The following is a 22502-nucleotide window of genomic DNA, read 5'->3' as shown; positions in this document are numbered from 1 at the left end:
CAGGACGCGCAGGCGGAGCCTGCGGTGCAGTGGGTTCCCAGGCAGAGCCTGGGAACCAGCAGTCCCTAGGAGACTTCGTCTCCTAGGTCGGGCAGCCGGTCGAGGCTGGAGAAGGCGGCGGTGGCGAATAATGTAATCAGAATTACGATGACCACGCCAGTTACTGCAGACCAGAGCAACGAAGTGACGCCAAGCGCGAACAGGAGCAGTGCGACGCTCAACCCTACGGGCACTGACAACCACATGCCAAACTCAGCTCCACCCACAGGCGTGCGCTTAAAGTACCAATTCCGGTTCTCAGAATCGTTTCCCCAACGAAAGAGCAAGGTTAACATTTCGTTGAACAACAAGTAGCCGATCAGAACCGTGAACATGCCCACGTTGGAATGATTCCCTAAATAGCCACCGACCGCGTTGGCATAGAGTTTATCGAAAAGCGAAACGGCTGGATCCGCCCACTGATTGATGCGCATGCCCAGAGTCTGAACTGCCCCAGGCAGCAGCAACGTGGCCAGCGCTATTATTCTTAGCGACCAGCGACATAACACCAGCAACCGAACTTGCCACCTTCTAACCTGACTGCCGATTGCGATCACCTGCTGATCGATCGGCGTGATCGGATGCAGTGGAATACGTGTTTGTGTATGCTGGGATATAAACGTCAACACGTTACCCACAAACTCGTCTCGGTTCGCCCAGTAAGCGTTATGATCGGCCAGCAGAGATCCTTCGTTACTGACTTCTTGACTGTGAAAATTGCCCCTGGGCTGCTCGTTGTCCAGTGGCCCATTGGGCACTGGATCGGCCGTACTGACATAGTCTTTCCATTGCATGTTCAGGGTCAAAAAACTGCTGTCGGCTAACAGCTTGTCTTGTTCACTCTCGACCCACCCTCCCGTCAAGAAGCCGAGAAAAGCTCCCGGGGTCATCAGCAAGGCGACCAGGAACCACCAGCCTGAAAACAAAAGTGCCAGACTGATTAACAGCGGCGCTACAACTGTAAGTCCGAAGATGGTTTGGTAGTTAACGCGCAGTGGCTCTTTCGACTCGCGTTTGGATAAGTGATCGAGTTTGGCCAAGCCAGATCCAAGCGTAACCAAGATGCGTATATCATCGCCTAGGCATCCAGCATCATGGAGTTGATTGAGTCCCCGCCAGGCAACAGCGGCACCTTGCGAATGCGCTATCACCACAACTTCATCACAGTTAGACCGCATCCACTGCAGGTCCTCTCTGAAGCGCTGATCAATAAGCGCTGCCCGCAACGGGCTCGAGACAAATATCCAAGAGTCCCCAATGACGGTTGACAAAACGTCCTGAACCGTCTCGACGAATTTGACCGTGGGTCCCAGCGGAATCACTGCGATCGCGCGCAATACCAGCAGTACTCCTAGCACGGCCAACGCTATCAGCGGAGCCATGAGAAACAAAAAGATCGAAACAATCAGTTGCAGACAAGTCCCGATCTTGGCCATCACCCGCACCGTACTCTGCCTGCCACTCTGATGTGGACGGCTACCGTCGAGCGAGCCGTTAAGTGAGCCATCCAGTGAGCCATCCAGTGAGCCATCCAGTGAGCCGAGCCGTTTGCGTATCATCCGAACTTGCCGTGCAAGATGGATGCTGATCACCATCGGTGAGACCAACATCAGCCAGCTATTGACGTCGTTGGTTTCAGGCCGAGGAAACGAATCGGCCCAATGGCACTCTGCAAACAACCACGACTCGTCAAGCTGTGTTTGTTGGTAGCCCTGGTAGCTAAGGCGCAACTTAAAAGACTCGGGCTGAGTATTAGATCCTGGGGTGTGTTGGATGGAATCGATAGCTTGCTCGGTTCGGCCTGGGGCGCGAGCCCGCGCCCAAGCCCAATCAGCGCCGCTGAACCACTGCTTGATCCATTCCACACACGGCTCGCCGAATCGCACCAAGGTTTCGCCTTTGGGCTGGCTACCTATACCGTGGACGAACAACACTCCAATGCGATTTGGCTTACCCATCTGCTTTTTTTTGCCTTAACTTGTGTGAAGCGCTGTATGTCACCTCACCCAGGCTTCGGAGAGTGCTGATTTAATTCCAATTTGCTCTGGCATGGGTATTATGGTTGAAGAGGCCGACGTTCCAACTCGGTGCAATCATTATGCTAACGAACCATCGCGATTTTTTGTTTGAGATTCGTGCGTCGGATCTGGCGATCTATAAGCGTGTGCTGCCGCTCAAGTCGCCCCTTTTAGATGCGTTGGAGATAGTCCCCTGGGAAAGTTTCCGGCCTGAGCTGGAGAAGTATTATTGTCGTGAGGGAGGTAGGCCCACCCTGCCAGTAATCCTCCTCCTGAAGGTGTTGTACCTGCAATATCTCTATCATCTATCAGACAGCAAAGTCCTAGAAAGAGCCAGTTCGGATTTATTGTTCCGCTGGTTTCTGCAAGTGCCGATTACTTGTAAGTTGCCGGACGGAAGTACTTTGAGTCGCTTTCGGGGTCGCATCGGAGAAGAGGGGATGCAGAAAGTTTTCGACCGACTGATCAGCTTCGCGCGCAGCAAGGGCCTTGTCAGCGATCGGTTGCGACTTAAAGATGCCACACACGTCTATGCCAATATTGCTGTGCCCACCACGTTGAAACTGCTGGCGCAGCTGCGAGAAAAGATGCTCGCTGCTATCGAGCCCATTGATGCTGAGGTCGCTCAAGGATTCCGTATCCGAGCCGATCGAAGCCGCGTCGAAACCGAGAAAGAATCCGAGGAGATTCGCCTTGATGCTCGTCTGGATTTAGTCGGCGACATCCTGACGTGGATGCTCGAGCAGCCCGATCCATCCCAAGAGAGTGATTGCCAAGAGTCTTGGAAACGATTCATCGAAGTACGTGCGCTCGCTCAAAAGATCGTGAGCGATTGCTTGAACCCAGGTCAGGGTGATCGCACGCTGAGCGTGGTTGATAGCGATGCCCGCCGCGGAATGCATGGCGAGTTTTACGACGGCTATTTGGTCGATGTGTTGATGGACGCCGATAGCCAGCTGATCACTCAACTTGAGGTGCTTCCGGCAAACGGTGCTGAGGCCCAAGACGCGGTTCATCTGATTGAACGCGAACAGCAAGCTCATGGCAACAAGATCGAACAGCTATCCCTTGACGGCGCGGGATTTAACGGGCCAATGCTGCGCGCGTTGGAAGGCCCTGGCGGGATGGAAGTTGATGTGATCACACCGCCGCGTGACTTCGGCAACGATGAAGGCTTTGCTTCGACGGCGTTTGCATTGACCTCAGACGGCGAGCATGTGACATGTCCAGCTGGCCACACATCCAATAAAGGATTTCAAGATGCCACGAAGCCTAACCGCACGACGTTCGACTTTCCGGCTAAGAAATGTTGGGGCTGTCCGTTGCTCGCGCAGTGCAACCCCAAGATGAAAGAGACCAGCCGTCGAGGTCGACGAGTGAATAAGAATGAGTATGAAGAAGAATACAAACGTGCTCGTCAGAAGTCCAAGACAGAGCAATACCAACAAGTCCGGCGTGAGCATCCGGCCATCGAACGGAAGTTAGGGGAAGTGGCTCGGCACGGGCGCGGTCGTTGTGCAAGATACTGCGGTCTGGCAAAAGTGAAGATCCAACAACTGATGACATGCTTCACAGTGAACGTCAAACGACTGGCAAAACTGCTTGCCGTGGAGCGCTGCGCACCGACTGTCGCAATCGGGTGAAAAAAGCCGTTCAAATCGCCGCTTTGGGCAGTCTGGGCTAAATTTCGCCTCGAGACGAACCAGGATTCGTAAATAACAACCTCCCCAGCGCGTTGAGTCAGCAAAAAAACAACCGCCCCACATCAATAAGAGACTACGCTTTGCTATTATCGCATCGCTCTCCTTCGCCTGGGGGAGGTCGGAGCCAGCGTTAAGCTAGGCTCCGGGAGGGGGCCCAGCGCTACGCAAGACTTCAGCGGTACTCGACTGTAGCCGAAGTCGCCAGACTTTGGACGCATCACCAAACTATTTCCAATCTCTGGCGAGATCGGCTACATGCACTCGCCCCTCCCGAATCTCGCTACGGCTCGATTCGACCTCCCCATGCTGCGCATGGAGAGGTGACCGTCACCTCCCCCGGCTAAAGAGCTCCTACTCCTACTCCTACTCCTACTCGCAGATTTTTCGAGTACGAGCAGGAGTAAATCCTTTGCAATTAAACAGCTAATTGCTTTGGCTGCGGATACGCAGGCGGGACCTGCGGTACGGTGGGTTCCCAGGCAGATAGGCCGCTCGTGGCCAGGCTCTGCCTCCTGTTTTCAGGCAATCGTCTATACTAAAGGGGTCAAACCACAGCCACGCACCATTTTCCAGAAGAAGCAATCGTCTTGAAAGTACCCAAGAGTATTCAACCGCTAATCGCTGACGGCTTGGTGGACGAAGTCATTCGCGCGTTGATGAGCGGTAAAGAAGCCCAAGTTTTTCTGGTGCGTTGTGGCGACGAGATTTGCTGCGCTAAGGTCTACAAAGATGTGGTCGATCGTAGTTTCAAGAAAGCCGTCCAGTATCAAGAAGGCCGACAAACTCGCAACGGCCGCCGCCAACGAGCCATGGAGAAGCGATCCAAATTTGGCCGCGAGCAACAGGAAGACGTCTGGCAACGAGCCGAAGCCGATGCGCTGTTGCGGCTAGCGGCCGCCGGCGTACGCGTCCCCAAAGTCCGTGGCTTGTTTGATGGCGTTCTGCTGATGGAACTCATCACCGGGGCCGATGGCGACGTCGCCCCCAGACTCAACGATATCACGCTCACCGAAGAGCAAGCTATCCAGGATCATGCCAAGGTTATGAATTACGTCGTTCGCATGATGTATATCGGGCTGGTACATGGTGACCTATCTGAATTCAACGTGCTTCAAGACTCCGCCGGACCAGTCATCATCGACTTGCCCCAAGTCGTCAACGCCGCCGCTAACAACAGCGCCAAGAGCATGCTCCTGCGCGACGTGGCGAACATGACCGAGTACTATGCCAGATTTGCTCCTGTTCTAGCCGAAACGCATTACGGCGAAGAAATTTGGGAACACTATGAAAAAGGTCAAATTCGCCCAGACATGAAGCTCACCGGCAAGTTTGATTTCCCCACCGAAGCTGCCGATGTCGATGCCGTCATCCACTTAATCGACGTCGCGTACAAAGAAGAACAAGAGCGCCAAGCCCGCCTCCGCGACAACTGAACATGTCACCTCCCCCGTCACGGAGGCTTCTGGGTGGCACTGGCAATGCTGCGCATTGCCAGCGCCACCCTAAGGCCTTTGTAACTCGATAGTTAAAAGCTGTACGATCTCCAGAGAGCTGGGGGAGGTCGGAGCCAGCGTTAAGCTAGGCTCCGGGAGGGTTTCCCGTTACCAAAGCGGAATTATTCTGCAGCAGGATGTACCACACGCATCGTTTCGCCGCAGGTCAATTCTGAACTCGCAAATCAACTTGGCATGGCATGAGTCCTCCTACCCGTCCTCCTACTCCTACTCCTACTCCTACTCCTACTCCTACTCGAGCACGAGCACGAGCACGAGCACGACCGCCTTTTAATCCCAACTCCGCTCCACCAGACGCGCAGGCGGAGCCTGCGGAGCAGTGGGTTACCAGGCAGAGCCTGGTAACCAGCATGGGGTGCCGCCTAGCGCCGCTTCACACGCAACAAGCGGTAAATCGCAGGCTTGGATTTTCCACTGAACATGGGTTTGAGCGATGAGTTCTTCGCCGGTTCGAAGAAACCTTTCTCGGCTTGGAACTTTCTAGAGACCGAGTCACGCACTCGAACACCCGACTGTGCTTGAGCTGTCGATAAACAGACAATGCTCGCAGCAATGGTTAACAGGACGATACGAATCATATTAGCGTTCCTTGCTCAAGTGGGAGTTAACGTAGCAGCAGTTGACGTCTGCTGCCTTCGTCGGACTGCGAAAGCAGATCCAGTGCCGAGCCTCGAAATGAATGCTTCTTAACTTGGTCGGTTAAGGCAGAAACGCGCTCGCTTGGCGACCCTAAACCACACTGAGTCAAGCAGTTGAAACGAAGTTTTATTTCTGCGGACTTCACACCAACGATCGATGGTGCGTGTACTGTTCAAACGGTCGCGCTAACCCTTGGGGTCTACTGAAGTGGTCAAACTGTCAACTGCAGTTGACACTCTGTGAGGCATGTCTCGCATGTTGCGCGGTTCAAGCGAGAAAATCTGCCTTCGGCGCCTTGAACGGACCGATCTTGTGCCTATAGCATGCAGAAGAACTAGCTATAGCAGAATTGGTTTTTCTTCACAGCGCCCGATGACAGATGGAATCAACATATGCTCGCAAAACAGATATGCATCCAACAAGGTGAAGACCTGTTTCGGTCAGTCGCGGATTGTACCTATGATTGGGAATCTTGGTTGGACTTAAGCGGTAAGGTGGTGTGGATCAATCCGGCGGTTGAGCGATTGACAGGGCATGCGGTACAGCAGTGCTTGACATGGCCCTTGTATCCACTGGAGATGATTGCCTCGGACGATATGGAGATGTTCAAGGCTTTACTGGAAGGAGCCAAACGCGGTTCCTCGGGCAACGATGTTGAGTTTCGTGTGGTGCGCCGAGACGCCACACTCAAGTGGTTCGCTGTTTCATGGCAACCCTTGCGAAACTCTCGCAGTCATCCCATCGGTATTCGCATGAGCATGCGAGACATCAGCTATCGCAAGGCCGTGGAAGAAGAGCTGAAGCGACACACCCAGCAACTGGAAGAACTTGCGTCCGCTCGAGCTCAGAAGATTCTCGAACTCGAACAGCGACGCTTGCAAATGCAGAAGCTAGCCGCCTTAGGTCAAATGGCAGCTTCCGTGGCTCATGAAATCAGCAATCCCCTGGCCGGTATCAAGAACGCCCTGCGTTTGATTCGCAGTCGTGAGACATTGCAGCCTGGTAACCAGCAATTGTTGGAACTGGTCGACAAGGAGATCTCGCGCATCGCGGCGCTGCTCAATCAAATGCATCAGTTGTGCCGGCCGCTGATTTCGCCACCCGGTTCCATCTGTGTAGTTCGTCTATTGAACGAAGTTTCGCGCGTTACAAGAGCGCGAGTACTTCATCCAACTGCTCCAGCGTCATAACGGGAATGTAGCCCGCGCTGCGTGCGAGGCGCATCTAAGTCGACAAGGACTTCACAAAGCCCTCAACCGCCTAGGGCTCTCCGCCAGCTGCTATCGTTAGGCGGGTGCCTCGTACCCAGGCTCTGCCTGGGCACGCACTGCCTTGGAGGCTCCGCCTCCTAACACCCAAAGCCGCAGCACAACTCTGCGACAACAGACGCGCAGGCGGAGCCTGCGGAGCAGTGGGTTACCAGGCAGAGCCTGGTAACCAGGTGGCCGGCTATAATCAGCGTGATTCTCGCTCAAACTCTGTTTCACTTTGACCATATGTCCAGCTCATCCGATTGGCTAAACAAGTTATCGCGGTTACGTGTAGACCGTGCGCGGGGCATTGCGCCGCACAAGCCATTGTTGCTATTGGTGATCCTCGAGCTGATCGAGCGCCAAGAGTTGCCAGCGCCGACGTTATCATTAACCCCAGCGTTAGCGTTCCGCTTCAACGAGTACTGGAGCATAGTAGCTCACCGCCGCAGCCAGCGACCCGACGTGCGGCTGCCGTTCTACCATCTAAAATCTGACGGGCTATGCGAACCATTGACTGCCAACGGCACAATTGCAACTGACAAAGACGCCACGACCACTATCAAGCTATCTGCCGAGTTTGTCGAATTTGCCACGCTGACCAACTTTCGAGATCAAGCTCGCGCGATACTCATCAAAACCTACTTTGAACCGGCCGAACAACAAGCCTTGGCGGCGCTGGTTGGCTTAGAGCTATGCGAAGTCGACCAAATAGAATCACAAGTCCGCGAGACGACCACTACTCCATACCAAACTGGTCGCGCAGTTCGATTCCGCTTGGACATCGTAGCCGCCTACAACTACACCTGTGCCCTCACCGGCTACCGAGTCACCACGCTAGCCGGCGCCTCCATCATCGACGCCGCGCACATTCATCAATTCTCCGACTCCCGCAACAACGACCCCAGCAACGGTTTAGCCCTCAGCAAAAACGCCCACTGGCTCTTCGACCAAGGACTCTGGTCACTGGATGACAACTATCGAGTCATCGTGGCCACTGAAGCATTCGATGAATCGGCCCGCGATTGTCAATCGCTTCGCGACTACGAAAGCAGACGGATCACGCTACCGACAGACAAAAGGCTCTGGCCGGACAGGAAGCATTTGGAATGGCACAGGGAACATCGGCTGATTGAAACGTAAATTAGTAATTTCACCAGAATGACCAGACGATTAAATAGCGTTTACAGAATGGATGGCATCGAGTTGGGTGTTGCGCGAGAGCAAAGTTGTCGAGCATATAACTTCCAAGACTTGCAACGTGGATTATCCAGTTGGCCCAAGCCGTAATCAGCTCTCAGAGCTCTTACGCAGCTGGTTCGGAGTAGACGCTGGGAAGCCCGGCACTGACTTCAAAATTCGCTTTGAACTAAACGATGCGTCGAACTCTTCGATGCGAACCCATGGACGTTGTCTGGCTGAAGACGAGTCAGGATTCAAACACTGATGCCAAACCTGGCAGAGATCCACTTCGGCTTGAGGTAGCGACTCCAAGACGCGCTCGGTGATCAAGTAGACAGTCGACTGGGCGACATCGATGGCCTCAATGTAGTGTTGGCTCAAGAGCTGACGAGCGATCTTGGAATGCTTGCGGCGATCAGGCTGGAGGTTGGCTAGCGAAAGAGTTGGCTGCCTGCCTGAAAAGAAACTTGCCAAATACGATTGTTGCAAAGCCGGTAAGTAGTTTGTGTCTGCGCTGGTCATGGGCTACTCCGATCTATGTTGGTTTGTCTGGCTCCTTGGCAAAAGTGATGTTGTCGCGAACGGAAGGACACGTTCGGTCGAGGGTTGGTTTAGAGGGTGCGGAACTGATGCTGCCATCTTTCAATTGCCCCGGGGTACTATGTCCGTGCTGCAGGGCGATGTTGGGCTCAGAAGGAGCATTCGCCCTCCCGGGTCAGTGGTCGGTCGAGGATTGGGTTAGAGGGTGCGGAACTGATCCTGCCATCATTCACTTGCCCCGGGTTCTATGTCCGTGCTTCAGGGCGGTGTTGGGCTCAGCAGGAGCATTCGCCCTCCCGGATCAGCGGTCGGTCGAGGATTGGGTTAGAGGGTGCTGAGCGGCTGGGGACAGCCGCTCTACGTAGGGCGGTGTTGGGCTCAGCGGGAGCATTCGCCCTCCCGGACAAGCGGTCGGTCGAAGATTGGGTTAGAGGGTGCTGAGCGGCTGGGGACAGCCGCTCTACGTAGGGCGGTGTTGGGCTCAGCAGGAGCATTCGCCCTCCCGGACAAGCGGTCGGTTGAGGATTGGGTTAGAGGGTGCTGAGCGGCTGGGGACAGCCGCTCTACGTAGGGCGTTTTGCGGTTATTGTCGAGTATTGATTACGGCTTGGAAGGCGGGTTTGGGGTGGTTGTTACCATCGAACAAAAGTGGGCGACCTTGGCTGCGCCATGAGACGGCGTCGTTGATACCCCAGAAGGTGACTTCGTCGATGGCTTCTTGGTGTTTCACAAATGCTCGAAACAAACCGGCATAGGCGTCGGCCAGTCGCTGGTCAGCATCGCTGACCAGCCCGCCTTGCGTCGTGCTGGCGTTGGCGGCGATGTCAGCTCCAGTGCCGCGCTGGCCAGCGACGGCGGAGTTCACATCGAGCTCGGTGATGTGAATCGGTAAGCCCAACGTACGCATTTCCGTTAGCGATTCGTCCATCGCTTCGAAAGTGGTGCCTACATTGCAATGAGCTTGCGAACCAATGGCGCTAATGGGTACCTTTTGTGCTTGCAGGATCTTGATCAACTTCACCAACTTGCGACGCTTCTCAGGATTCTCTAAGCCGTAATCGTTGTACCGTAGAAGTGCTTCCGGATCAGCTTCGTGCGCATACTCAAACGCTTTGGCAATAAAGTCGGGACCGATGATCACTGACCAAGGGGAACGACGCAAAACGTCAGGGCCGGAATCGGATAAGGCTTCGTTGACCACATCCCAGACTTTCACTTTGCCTTTGTAACGGCCGACGACAGTATGAATATGCTCACGCATCCGCTCCAGCAAAACTTCACGCGAAGCGCGCGGTCCGTTTAAATCAAAGCCACGAAATCCGCCAAAGCCCGGTCCACGTGGGCCACCCGGACCGCGTGGTACACCAGGAGCACCAGGAGCACCAGGAGCACCAGGAGCTCCAGGGCCACGTGCGGATCGCGGAGGACTAACGGTCAGCGTGTTATCATCCGCAGGCTTGGCTTCGGTACTGGCTGTCTCTGAGCTGGCCTCACTTGGCTTTTCATCACCTTCGAATACCCAGTTGGGTGTTTGCGAGTGCCACACCAACGTGTGCCCGGCCACCTGCAGGTTATTGGCTTGAGCAAACTCGATTAAGGCATCAGCCGGTGCGAAGTCGAAACCATCTGCGCCAGGCCGAGGATGGATAAGCTGCCACTTCATGTCGTTCTCTGCCACCACATGATTAAAGTGGTGTTTGACATGCGCCGCATCGCCGGCCACTTCGCTGGCCGAACGGCGAAAAGCCTGGCCGGTGGTGATCGAGCGATTGATGGCTACGCCAACTTTGAAAGCATCTTTGAACACATCTTTGAGCGCGGGGGCAGGTTCAGAGGATGGTGCATCGGCGGTGTTATTGGTCGTCGGATCCGGTGGCTGCTGGCCGGTGTTCTCTTCCTGGGCAAGACCGAGCGCTGGCAGTAACAACACAACCAGCGCAAGAGCGATAAGCCGTTGAGCCATGGTGGATAACTTTCGTGGATGTGGCGATCGTGGGAACGCTTACGCGCCCGAAGCAGAGGGTTGGAGGAGCTGCCTGCCGCCGCGGGCGTTGGGCGTTAGGCGCTCTCCTCCACCAGTGTACAAGAGAAATCGGGGTGGGGGCCAGTCCTGCTCCTACTCCTACTCCTACTCCTACTCCTACTCCTACTCCTACTCCTACTCCTACTCGCGGCCTTTTCGAGTAGGAGTAGGAGTAGGAGTACGAGTAGGAAACTGGCGTCATGCACATCAAACGTGACGCAACCGCGGCTAACGCCGTCGGCTAAGGCGGCGTTGGCTGAAGCTGAATCCCACGGCGGCGAGTCCGATTAGGCTGAGCGTCGCAGGCTCTGGTACGGCTGAGACGTTGAAATTGGCATTATTAAAGGCGAGGGTGCTAAACGCACTGCCGTTGCCTAACAATTGCCCTTCGGCTGTGAAATACTCGTTCGTGGAGCCACCGGAAACGGTCAAGGTATGCGCGCCGGCTATCGTGGCCACAAAGCTACCTTGGGCCAACAACAAGTCAGACATCTGCTGGCCATCTCGACCGACAACGTTGGCATTGTTCTGGAAAAAGATAACCGCTCCCACATCCAGCAAGACGTTGGTATTTGGATCCCAATCGCCGCCGTTGGCAAAGGTGTAAGCACCAAATCCACTGGGGGCGGCTGCCAGGTTAACGCTCCCAGGCGTAAGTGTCTCACCTCGCGAATCCTGCAGGTTAATCGATGCCCCGGACAATCCAAAGTTGCTGTCTGCTTCCTTCGTAACAGTCAGCGTGACCGTCCAGTTAACGGTCTCGCCGGGATTGTACGTAGCCTTGTCGGTGAAGACGGTATAGTCAATAAAGTCGCAGTAGGCACTGGGCGCGCAGTTGGAACAGATCCAGCAAACAATTAACACTCTTAGTAGCTTGTTCATATGTGTATTCTTCACGTTACTTGGAGATCGAAGTTTTTAAAGTTAAGAGTGCCCTGTCGATGGCTTCCGCATAGACGGCAAAGAAGTTGTCGCGTTTCTTGGTTTCAGGTTCTGGTGCGATCCAAAACTTCCGCTCTTGCGCTGAGCCAATGTTCAGCCCGTAGTCTTCGACTTCGCCATCAGCAGCCAGGCCGCTATAGCCGTATCCCGGTGCGCTGGTGAGTCGGACGCGCGCGAACGTGTTCCCGAGTTGGGCTGTTTCGGGAATGTTTAGGTTCAATGCATGTTGTCCATTGCCTACCACCACATTCTCGAAGACATGTTCACCCAGATCATCCCAGTCGCCATCGCCATTGAGGTCGATCCAAGCGTTGATATAGGCCGCGGCCGGGGAGTTCACGGTCACTTGAATTGTGTTAGTAGTTCCGGCAACCAGTGAGCCCCACTGGACGCCGTTGTCGTCGGCGCCATCGCCACTGGCCGACGCGTTTGGCAAGCCATTGCTTTCTGCATCAACGCCGGCACCTAAGTAAATATTGCTTAGGACGTGGCGGGCTCCGTCTTGTGCCAGTGAGACTGGGAAGTTGGTGCCGGCAGTAGGTGCATCACCAAAGTCTAGTGGTGTGGTCGCTAAGGGCACCGCTGCAAAGTTTGCTCCGATCACTGAAAAGTCAGCGAAGTTCACAGCCCCATTACCGTCGGCATCTCCTGCTCGATAAGGTGCACCGACTATCGCACTGAAGTTCGTTCCCACCAAAGAGAAGTCCGCAAAATTAACGGACGCATCGCCATTCAAATCACCGACGCGCTTGTGAAATTGCAATGTTTGGCTTCTGCTCAGCGGAACGCTGTCTGAAGTAATCACAGAGCTCGCAGGCAGTTCGGCTGTGTAACGGCCATTGGCTAACGCGACCGAGCCCAAGTTCCAGGTGAGCGCAGTTGTGCCATTGCCACTGAGACTTGCTCCGCTCAAAGATACAATCGCATTGGTAGTCGCATGGCGAAGTATCAAGCTATTGAGACTGCGGGCGGAGACGTTCTGGTCGAACGTAAAGGTCAAGGTCGCAATGCCTGAACGATTGACGTTGTTCACACCATTGACATTAAAACTCAACAGTTCAACGGGTGCGGCATTGGTGATGAAGATGACTTGGCCATTGAGCAGTGTCCCATCGATCTGAGCCGAACGCGTGTATAGGTTGAGCGAGTTGAGATCGAGCGTCGTGCCAGCGGGAACGGTTAACGTATCGACATAGGTAGCTTCCGCTAACGAACCTGGGGCATTATTTGATCCATCTATCAGTTTGAGATAACCGCTAGCTACCGTTAGATTTTGGTAAGCAAAATTGTTAATGAACCCGGCTTCCGTCGCCGCCAAGTCAGCGCTCATCGTTTCCAGCTCGAGTGGATTTAGAGCATCACCTCCGCTGAAACTGACATTGCCTTTCGGCTCGAACAGGTTGGCTTGGGTCGAACTGCCCGTCAGCGAGCCGGTGAGTTGGAAGGTCGAACCTGACGATCCCAACAAGTAGTTATTGCCATCGACTTGCCAATCGCCGGCCCCGAGAATCGAGACATGGCCGCTGGCCACATTGATGGTACCGCTGTTGTTCAGAGGGATACCTACATTGCTAGTACCAGCACCTGTGTGGCGGATCGTGCCCGCGTTAGTGAAGAGCGTATCATAGCCGGAACCAGCAGCTCCTTCGAACACGCTAGCTGTGTCGACGAGTGTCCAGGTAGCGCCGGCCAGGTTACTGACATAACCCGCGTCGAGAGAGGGAAAACCTACATAGAGTCCGTATCCGCTCAGGCTCGGGTTCAACGTTAGTTGCCCAGCGTTTTCTAGAGTGCGCGAGCCATACAGGTACAAGTGATCATTGGTGGGTGATAACGTAGCTATGGCGGTGCTCGCCAAAATTGTTTTACCAGTGCCCAGCATGTTGCCGGCTGTCCAGGTAAATGAATCGGTGATCGTTACATTGCCACTGCCCGCGATTGAGCCGCCAGCGAGAGTCAAGCGGCGAGCGCTACCCGTGCCTTCGAGGGAACCGCCCGGAACGACGACGGCTTGTCCAGGCCCAACGATCGACGCGACACTGAAAAAGGTGAAGGCGCCTGCAAGTTTCACGTCACCGGTGAAGGTGGAAGTGCCGCCCAATGAGCCGCCACCGGATAGCAGTAGTTCACCCGCAGGGACTTCGATCTCGCCGCTAAGGTTGGCTAGCGCTATACCTACATTGCTAGTACCAGCACCTGTGTGGCGGATTATGCCCGCGTTAGTGAAGAGCGTATCATAGCCGGAACCAGCAGCTCCTTCGAACACGCTAGCTGTGTCGACGAGTGTCCAGGTAGCGCCGGCCAGGTTACTGACATAACCCGCGCCGAGAGAGGGATAGCCTACATACAGTCCGTATCCGCTAAGGCTCGGGTTTAATGTTAGTTGCCCAGCGTTTTCTAGAGTGCGCGAGCCATACAGGTACAGGTAATCATTGGTGGGTGATAACGTAGCCATGGCGGTGCTCGCCAAAATTGTTTTACCAGTGCCCAGCATGTTGCCGGCTGTCCAGGTAAATGAATCGGTGATCGTTACATTGCCACTGCCCGCGATTGAGCCGCCGGCGAGAGTCAAGCGGCGAGCGCTACCCGTGCCTTCGAGGGAACCGCCCGGAACGACGACGGCTTGTCCAGGCCCAACGATCGACGCGCCACTGAAAAAGGTGAAGGCGCCTGCAAGTTTCACGTCACCGGTGAAGGTGGAAGTGCCGCCCAATGAGCCGCCACCGGATAGCAGTAGTTCACCCGCAGGGACTTCGATCTCGCCGCTAAGGTTGGCTAGCGCTATACCTACATTGCTAGTACCAGCACCTGTGTGGCGGATCGTGCCCGCGTTAGTGAAGAGCGTATCATAGCCGGAACCAGCAGCTCCTTCGAACACGCTAGCTGTGTCGACGAGTGTCCAGGTAGCGCCGGCCAGATTACTGACATAACCCGCGCCGAGAGAGGGATAGCCTACATACAGTCCGTATCCGCTAAGGCTCGGGTTTAATGTTAGTTGCCCAGCGTTTTCTAGAGTGCGCGAGCTATACAGGTACAAGTGATCATTGGTGGGTGATAACGTAGCTATGGCGGTGCTTGCCAAAATTGTTTTGCCAGCGCCCAGCATGTTGCCGGCTGTCCAGGTAAACAAATCCGTGATCGTTACATTGCCAATGCCTGCGATTGAGCCGCCGGCAAGAGTCAAGCTGGCGATGCTGCCATCGCCTTCCAATATGCCGTTTAAAGGCAAGACAATTTGTCCAGGTCCAACGACCGAAGCATCATTGAGTAGTGTAAAGGTGCTGGCGAGTTTTACTTCACCTGTAACGCTGGATGTGCCACTGAATGAGCCACCGCTAGTAAATTGCAACTCACCCTCGGGTACCTCGATGGTACCGCTGCTGTTATTCAGGAAGATGCCAACGTTGCTCGTGCCAGAACCGGTATGGCGGAGGGTGCCTGTATTGGTCAATTGCGAAGCAGAACCTGCATCGAACACGGTGGCTGTATCATCGAATGTCCAGGTAGCACCTGGCAGGTTATGGACAATGCCTGGACCGGCAATGCCTACGTACAGAGCGTAACCGCTGACGCTGGAATTTAAGGTAACTTGCCCAGCATTCTCGAAGGTATAAGAGCCGTATAGATACAGGTAATCGCCAGTGGGCGTGAGCGTAGCGGTGGCTGTTGTAGCAATGATCGTTTTGCCAGTGCCCAGCATGTTGCCGGCTGTCCAGGTCAGCAAATCGGTAATCGTGATATTGCCACTGCCCGAGATAGCTCCGCCGGCGAGAGCCAAGCGGGCGATGCTGCCATCGCCTTCCAATATGCCGTTTAATGGCAAGACAATTTGTCCAGGTCCATCGATTGAAGCACCGCTGCCCAGTGTAAAGGTGCTGGCAAGTTTCACGTCACCTGTAACGCTGGACGTGCCACTGAACGAGCCACCACTAGTAAATTGCAACTCACCCTCGGGTACCTCGATGGTACCGCTGCTGTTATTCAGGAAGATGCCAACGTTGCTAATTCCATTACCGGTATGGCGGAGGGTGCCTGTATTGGTCAATAGCGAAGCAGAACCTCCATCGAACACGGTGGCTGTATCAACGAATGTCCAGGTAGCGCCTGGCAGGTTATGGACGAAGCCTGGACCGGCAATGCCTACGTACAAAGAGTAGCCGCTGACGCTGGGATTCAAGGTAACTTGCCCAGCATTCTCGAAGGTATAAGAGCCGTGCAGATACAAGTAATCGCCAGTGGGCGTGAGCGTGGCCGTGGCAGTAGGAGCAACGATGGTCTTGCCAGTGCCTGCCATTTGACCGGCTGTCCAGGTAAGCACATCGGTGATTGTTACATTGCCGCTACCCGTGATGAGGCCACTCTGGAAATCTAACTGTGCTATGGCTAATTCGCCGCTGCCCGAAATAGCTCCGCCGCTGAGGGCCACGCGTGCGAGCGTACCGCTACCTTCAAGGAACCCATTAGCGACCATTACAAGTTGTCCTGGTCCACCGACTGATGCACCCGTGAGCAGTGTAAAGGTGCTGGCAAGTTTTACGTCACCTGCAACGCTGGAGGTGCCACTAAATGAGCCACCGCTAGTAAATTGCAACTCACCCTCGGGTACCTCGATGGTACCGCTAGTGTTATTCAGGAAGAACCCAATGTTGCTAGTACCTGAACCTGTATGCCGGATGGTGCCAGCATTGGTCAATTGCGAAGCGGAACCTGCATCGAACACGGTGGCTGTATCGTCGAATGTCCAGGTCGCACCTGGCAGGTTATGGACGAAGCCTGGACCGGCAATGCCTACGTACAGAGAGTAGCCGCTGACGCTGGGATTCAAGGTAACTTGCCCAGCATTCTCAAGTGTATGTGAACCGTGCAGATACAAGTAATCGCCAGTGGGCGTGAGCGTGGCCGTGGCAGTAGGAGCAACGATGGTCTTGCCAGTGCCTGCCATTTGACCGGCCGTCCAGGTAAGCACATCGGTGATTGTTACATTGCCGCTACCCGTGATGAGGCCACTCTGGAAATCTAACTGTGCTATGGCTAATTCGCCGCTGCCCGAAATAGCTCCGCCGCTGAGGGCCACGCGTGCGAGCGTACCGCTACCTTCAAGGAACCCATTAGCGACCATTACAAGTTGTCCTGGTCCACCGACTGATGCACCCGTGAGCAGTGTAAAGGTGCTGGCAAGTTTCACATCACCTGCAACGCTGGACGTGCCGCTAAACGAGCCACCGCTAGTAAATTGCAACTCACCCTCGGGTACCTCGATGGTACCGCTGCTGTTATTCAAGAAGACCCCAACGTTACTCGTGCCTGAACCGGTATGGCGAAGGGTGCCGGAATTGGTCAATGCTGGCGAAAAGCCTCCGTCGAGCACGGTAGCTGTATCGTCGAATGTCCAGGTAGCGCCTGGCAGGTTATGGACAATGCCTGGACCGGCAATGCCTACAAACAGAGCGTAACCGCTGACGTTAGGATTCAAGGTAACTTGCCCAGCATTCTCTAGCGTATGTGAGCCGTACACATACAAGTAATCGGCGGTGGGCGTGAGCGTGGCCGTGGCAGTAGGAGCAATGATGGTCTTGCCCGCGCCCGACAATGCGCCGGCGGTCCAAGTGAATAGGTCGGTTATAGTGATCTCGCCATTGCCCGAAATGCTACCTCCGGCAATAGCCAGGTCTGCTACGGTCGAGGGTTGGGAAACCTCGAATGAGCCGCCGAGCAGTTCAATCTTCTCAGTGGCGATGATGCTATTAACACTTTGGGCACCGCTGGGAATCGTGATGACAGGGTTTTGAGATCCCCGGTCGATGATCACGTCATCGGCTGGGCCAGGGACACTCCCGCTGCTCCAGTTGGTTGAATCATTCCAATCACCATCGGCGTCCGTGTTCCACAGGACTTGAGCCAATACGCGTCGATGCTCGAGATGTTCAACGCTCAGTTTTCGACGGTTGTTGCGAGCTGATGAAGTCCGAAGTTTGCTGAGCCACGATCTATTCGAAGAGGAAGTCCGCATGAGTGTAATCCGTGGGTGTCGAGGGGCTGGACACGTCAGGTGCAAAGACTTCCCAAGCGACTAACGCATTTGGGAAGCAGTCTCATCCTGAAGGTTGAAACATGGAGTGCTGAGCGGGGTAACCCGCCCTATACTTGCTGTCCGGGCACGGTTTGAGCTTTCTTCCGTCGTCGGACTACCATCACGCCGACTGAATTGGCGATCAAGCATAGGAGCAGCGAGGAAGGCTCGGGCACGGCACTGACCGTGCGGTTAAAGCTGATGCCCACTAAGCTGTCGACACCGACACCTAGACCGTTGGCACCGATGAAGACTTGCGTAATATCTGCAGGACGCGCGGGATCTTGGAACACGCTCCCAGAGAAGCTTGTCAGACCGATGACATCGGATTCAAACAGGCTGGGGGCGGTGGTGTAAAAATTGGCGATGACCACATTCGGAGCTGCGAAAACTCGCAGGCCGAAATTGGTCAAAGCAGTGACGTGAGTTCCGTTATTGCTGGCGGTGACCACGGCCCCGGGTAGCGTAAATAGCTCAAATGGTGCGAAGGCTAGTGGCCCAAAAGCGGACGGCAGCACTCCGCTGAACAGGGCTTCTACCTCCGAGCCTCCGCCCGGAAGGGTATTATTGTTACCGTCTACATCAAAGGTCCATTTGACCAACCCGCTGCTAACCAGTACTTCTTGAACTCCCAACAAATCGACTTGTTGGCGAGCCACCATTTGCACGTCGTTGAACACCAAGGCGCCCCGTACTGGCGTGCTGGCACCCCAAACCCCCAAAATTGCGACCAGAACCCCAATTGCTTTTGCAAAACTGATCTTCATGGTGACCCTCGAGTATTCGTCTAGAAATTCAATCGACTGATACATAAGACGCAATTGGTTGACGAATACCCTCACGGATTAACCATATTTTTTCGACCACTGGTAGTTGGAAGCTGTGGCCCTAAGCGCTTTCTCCGCGGGCTCTGCGCACTCTGCGTTCAAATGCATTTCTTAACGCAGAGAGACGCAGAGGATCGCAGAGAATTCGGGTCAATCGCGAATACGCGGCACAGAGCGCAGCTCAAAAACCTCTTTCGAGTCTCTGACGCGGAACTGTAGGGTGGCGGGGCCAATGCAGTCCAGCCAACCAGGACTTTCAAGAGGATCATCGATATTTACCGGCAGTCGAGGATGAATGAGGCGACTGCGCGACTCGACATCCCAGATTTCGACGGTGCCGTTTCGCAGCAAGACGGCAAATGTTTTTCCATTGGGAAGAAACGCGATGGACTCGACGATGCCCGTCTGATCGATTTGTGTCAGAGGTGCGGACCAGAGTTGTTCGGAAAGGTCTTCGTTCCATACGGAAATGTAACTGGGTTCTCCTACAACGAGAGTTCTTCCGTCGGGAGCCAGGCACAAATAAGTCGCTTCCCGTGATACTTCAACGTGACGTATCTGTTCTAGTGTGGATGCCCTTAAACAAAATAGGTGAGGCGATGCAACTCGCCCCGTCAGTAGCAAGTCGCGTGTGGGTGAGAAAGCTGCCAGCGCCCTCCAGCCTTGTTCGGTCGCGCTGGTATCTCTAAATGAGTTCTGCTCCAAATTCCAAACGCGAACCGGGCCGTTGACTCCACTGATTGCCCATAACCGTCCATCTTTGGAGCCGGAAATGGCGTAAATGGGATAGAAACACTTGTGCAGGCCTACGATATCCCAGGTGTCGCAGTCGAATACCATGACCTCCCCATTGATTCCCGCTACCGCGACGCGTCGGCTAGCCGGTGCATACGCGGCAGGACAATTTCTATCCAGCTTGGTTTGTAGACGTTGGGTGATTGTGTTGACTTGTTGAATCAGGCCATTACCTTCATCATCGACACAGACACTTAGACCCAGTTCCGCAATGTAGCCCAGGCTATAATATTCAATCGGTCGAGAATCAGTTCCTAACAACGTTACAGAATCCAATTCGACGACCGTACGTTCTTCATCTGTGGCGATGAATGCCGCACTTCGGTTCAAATCAAGGCACAGATCTCCGCATTCATTCATCAGGGTGCGCAATTCTACGCTCCTGGTATTGGTATAGACCTGATCTTTGGTCACGGCAGCATAAACTTCTACGCTTTGCGATTCGCCGACTATCAATTCATGGTTACGATCAAACTCCATCGACCAGACATTGCTTCGCGTCCGAACTTCCTGCACCTTAGATAAATCGTTCAGGTTGACAAAAAGTAGTTTGCGCCCATATCCGCCGCAGGCCATCAACTGGTTATCGCTGGAGAATGCGATGGCCAGCGCACCAATGTTGTCGACTGAACCACCGAGCTTCCAATCTTTGGTATTCCACAGGTTTACTCCATTATCTCCGTCGGCCGTGGCCAGCAACTTACCGTCGTGGGACCACTCCAAGCAGCGGACTTTGTCGCGATGCTGCGGAAGTTCATGTTCGCATTCTTGGGTGGCGATGTTCCAAATACAGACTCGGCCTTCACGATCACCCGACGCCAGCTGAAGGCTGTCGGGAGACCAGGCTAAACCGTTGATGGTCCGCAGATGACCATCGAGTTCGCCAGCCGAGCTCCAGTCGCTGACGTTCCAGAGATGTACTAAGTGATCTTGTCCGGTCGATGCCAGCAGTTGGCCATTAGGCGAAAAGCGTAAACGCGTTACTTCCTGTTCGCTGGTCCGCAATCGACGCAGTTCAACTCCCTCGCGACGATCCCAAATAATGATTTCACCAGCCTTGTCCGAGCTTGCCAAGAAGCTGCCATGAGGATCTAAGTCGATATCCAGGATGGCGGAATGGTGACCAGCATACGTTCTTAACGGCTTGGGAAGCAGGCCACGCAAGTAACCCGTTGCAAAGTGATTGCCATACTGATCGTTGGCACGATACTTGTCGAGCAAGGTCTCGGCTGCCGCTGAATCTCCAGAAACCAAACTAGAGTATGCTTTCTGAATATCCTCAACGTACTTGGCATGAACCAAGGCGTCTTGGGTAGCTTGGCGATCGAGTCGTTCTTTTTGAATGGCTGAATATTGGCTCAGGAAAATGAAGGTTGCCACGACCAATATGCAGACCAGCGAAACTCCCGCACAAATTCGTTGGTTGCGCGCGATCCATTTCTTGCAAGTCATGACCAGCGTGGGCGGCTGGGCTCGAGTTGATCGATTATCGCGGAATGCCTGAAGGTCATTCGCGAAATCGGCTGCCGACGCGTAGCGATTCTCGCGATCGGGTTGCAGTGCCAGGCTGACGATCCAATCCAGACCGTTACGCAAGTGGCCAACCAACTGTTTCAAGTCGGTCGATCGCCAGCGGCATATCTCATTGGCGTGATCTGGACCAAGAGAGCGGAGACGCTGGGTCGGTAGAGCTGGATCGGTCTGGGTGAAAGGTAGTGTCCTCAGCGTTTTTGCTTCATCAAACTGAATTGGCGTCGAACCGACCAGCAATTCAAATAGCACCACGCCAAGCGAATAGACATCGGAGCGGGCATCGACATCCGTGCACCAGGCTAACTGCTCGGGGCTGCTGTGGGTCGGGGTTCCGAGCCACTGCAGCGACCTGGTGAATCTCGAGTTGGCATAACCCTCAGTGCTCAGAGCTTTAGCAATACCAAAGTCGATCACTTTCACGATGGCCTGGCCATTGCGCTGCATCACTAAAATGTTACCAGGCTTGATGTCGCGGTGGATTATGCCCAATGTGTGCGCGCGATGAACCGCCTGGCATACGTCGATCATCAATTTCAGTCTTTGGTCGATCGTCAGTTGCTGACGATCGCAATAATCGGTGATCGGGATGCCCTGCACCAATTCCATTGCAAAATAGGCCCGACCGCAATTGGCGATGCCTGAATCGATGAAGCCCGCAATGTGCGGATGGTCAAGTCGTTTGAGAATGTTCTGTTCCAAATTGAAACGCGAAATGACTTGCCGCGTGTCCATGCCAAGCTTGATGACTTTCAGCGCGACCAGGTTCGCCGGATCGACTGTTGAGCGGGCCAGGTAGACATCGCCCATGCCGCCATGGCCGATCAGCTCCATAACTTGGTAGTTTCCAATCAGCTGGCCATCCAAGCGTTCAACAGGCGGGTCAAGCTCCGAGAGTTCCGACAATGGCGACTCAAGAAATTCGCCGTCCTCATAAGCATGCAACAGCAACTCGATCCGGCCACGCAAAGGCGTGTCGATGCCGCACAGTTGATCGAGCAATCGATGGCGTTTGCCCGCGTCCGATTCGGTTACGATCTGGTCAAAGATCGCTTCTTCGTCAAATGGTCCGCTCGAGGGCACGGGCTGCTCCGAATCGTCAACGATACAACATAGTCTACAATTGTGGGAAATCCGCTAAGTATATCCCCGAGACGCATTGACCTGAAACGATTCTCAATCCAACGAAATATAAAACAACTGATCCAAAGATGCAGAGCAAGCAGCCTCTAGAAGAGTAAACGTTGTATCGAATCGATTCCCCTCATGTCTGGCAAAAATAATTGTCTTAGGCGGCAGTGAACCGCAAACTAACTTGGCAGGACGTCAGTTTCCTACTCCTACTCCTACTCCTACTCCTACTCCTACTCGTACTCGTTTCGAGTAGGAGTAGGAGTAGGAGTAGGAACTTACGAAGCCGGATGATCTCC

General features: G+C 54.4%; 13 protein-coding genes. 5 read left to right on the top strand and 8 right to left on the bottom strand.

Translation table 11 applies throughout. The annotated features are described in order from the left end of the window. Positions 1-65: 65 nt before the first annotated feature. Entirely contained in the window at positions 66-1997 is a 1932-nt protein-coding gene (locus SH573x_RS27700; protein ID WP_479351302.1) for a hypothetical protein, read from the bottom strand. Between the two features lie 140 nt (positions 1998-2137). Between SH573x_RS27700 and SH573x_RS27695 the strand changes: the two genes are divergently transcribed. Together SH573x_RS27695 and SH573x_RS27690 are read left to right on the top strand one after the other, a co-directional pair. After that, the gene (locus SH573x_RS27695) at positions 2138-3700 is read left to right on the top strand and encodes a transposase (RefSeq protein WP_479348734.1); all 1563 of its coding nucleotides are present in this window, start codon (positions 2138-2140) and stop codon (positions 3698-3700) included. A 647-nt stretch (positions 3701-4347) separates the two neighbouring features. Further along, positions 4348-5193: a PA4780 family RIO1-like protein kinase gene (locus SH573x_RS27690; RefSeq protein ID WP_479351301.1), complete on the top strand. Its 846-nt coding sequence runs from the start codon at positions 4348-4350 to the stop codon at positions 5191-5193. Between the two features lie 443 nt (positions 5194-5636). On the opposite strand, the gene SH573x_RS27685 is transcribed toward SH573x_RS27690, so the two are convergent. Then, positions 5637-5852, bottom strand: coding sequence for a hypothetical protein (locus SH573x_RS27685; protein WP_479351300.1), 216 nt, complete (start codon positions 5850-5852; stop codon positions 5637-5639). Positions 5853-6305: 453 nt separating this feature from the next. On the opposite strand from SH573x_RS27685, the gene SH573x_RS27680 reads away from it, so the two are divergent. From SH573x_RS27680 to SH573x_RS27670, 3 genes are all read left to right on the top strand, one after another. Further along, on the top strand, positions 6306-7103 hold the full coding sequence (locus tag SH573x_RS27680) for a histidine kinase dimerization/phospho-acceptor domain-containing protein (protein ID WP_479351299.1): 798 nt from the start codon (positions 6306-6308) through the stop codon (positions 7101-7103). Continuing rightward, positions 7081-7203: a hypothetical protein gene (locus SH573x_RS27675; protein WP_479356818.1), complete on the top strand. Its 123-nt coding sequence runs from the start codon at positions 7081-7083 to the stop codon at positions 7201-7203. The genes SH573x_RS27680 and SH573x_RS27675 overlap by 23 nt, the downstream gene beginning before the upstream one ends. 206 nt (positions 7204-7409) lie before the next feature. After that, positions 7410-8306 (top strand): HNH endonuclease, encoded by an 897-nt coding sequence (locus tag SH573x_RS27670; protein ID WP_479351298.1) that lies wholly within the window; start codon positions 7410-7412, stop codon positions 8304-8306. 147 nt (positions 8307-8453) lie between these two features. Here the strand turns inward: SH573x_RS27670 and SH573x_RS27665 are convergent, their stop codons facing one another. The 6 genes from SH573x_RS27665 to SH573x_RS27640 form a co-directional block, all read right to left on the bottom strand. Continuing rightward, on the bottom strand, positions 8454-8867 hold the full coding sequence (locus SH573x_RS27665) for a hypothetical protein (RefSeq protein ID WP_479351297.1): 414 nt from the start codon (positions 8865-8867) through the stop codon (positions 8454-8456). A 601-nt stretch (positions 8868-9468) separates the two neighbouring features. Then, entirely contained in the window at positions 9469-10848 is a 1380-nt protein-coding gene (locus tag SH573x_RS27660; protein WP_479351296.1) for an endo-1,4-beta-xylanase, read from the bottom strand. Between the two features lie 288 nt (positions 10849-11136). Next, on the bottom strand, positions 11137-11790 hold the full coding sequence (locus tag SH573x_RS27655; protein WP_479351295.1) for a PEP-CTERM sorting domain-containing protein: 654 nt from the start codon (positions 11788-11790) through the stop codon (positions 11137-11139). A gap of 16 nt (positions 11791-11806) precedes the next feature. Beyond that, positions 11807-17860: a beta strand repeat-containing protein gene (locus tag SH573x_RS27650; RefSeq protein WP_479351294.1), complete on the bottom strand. Its 6054-nt coding sequence runs from the start codon at positions 17858-17860 to the stop codon at positions 11807-11809. Positions 17861-17988: 128 nt separating this feature from the next. Beyond that, positions 17989-18687, bottom strand: a complete 699-nt coding sequence (locus SH573x_RS27645; RefSeq protein ID WP_479351293.1) for a PEP-CTERM sorting domain-containing protein — start codon at positions 18685-18687, stop codon at positions 17989-17991. Between the two features lie 210 nt (positions 18688-18897). Further along, positions 18898-22155 carry a protein kinase domain-containing protein gene (locus tag SH573x_RS27640; protein ID WP_479351292.1) on the bottom strand — a complete coding sequence of 1086 codons (3258 nt, stop codon included), beginning with the start codon at positions 22153-22155 and terminating at the stop codon, positions 18898-18900. Positions 22156-22502 lie beyond the last annotated feature (347 nt).

This window comes from Rania fehmarnensis (assembly GCF_056494185.1).
This window is presented reverse-complemented; position numbering and strand designations above follow the sequence as displayed.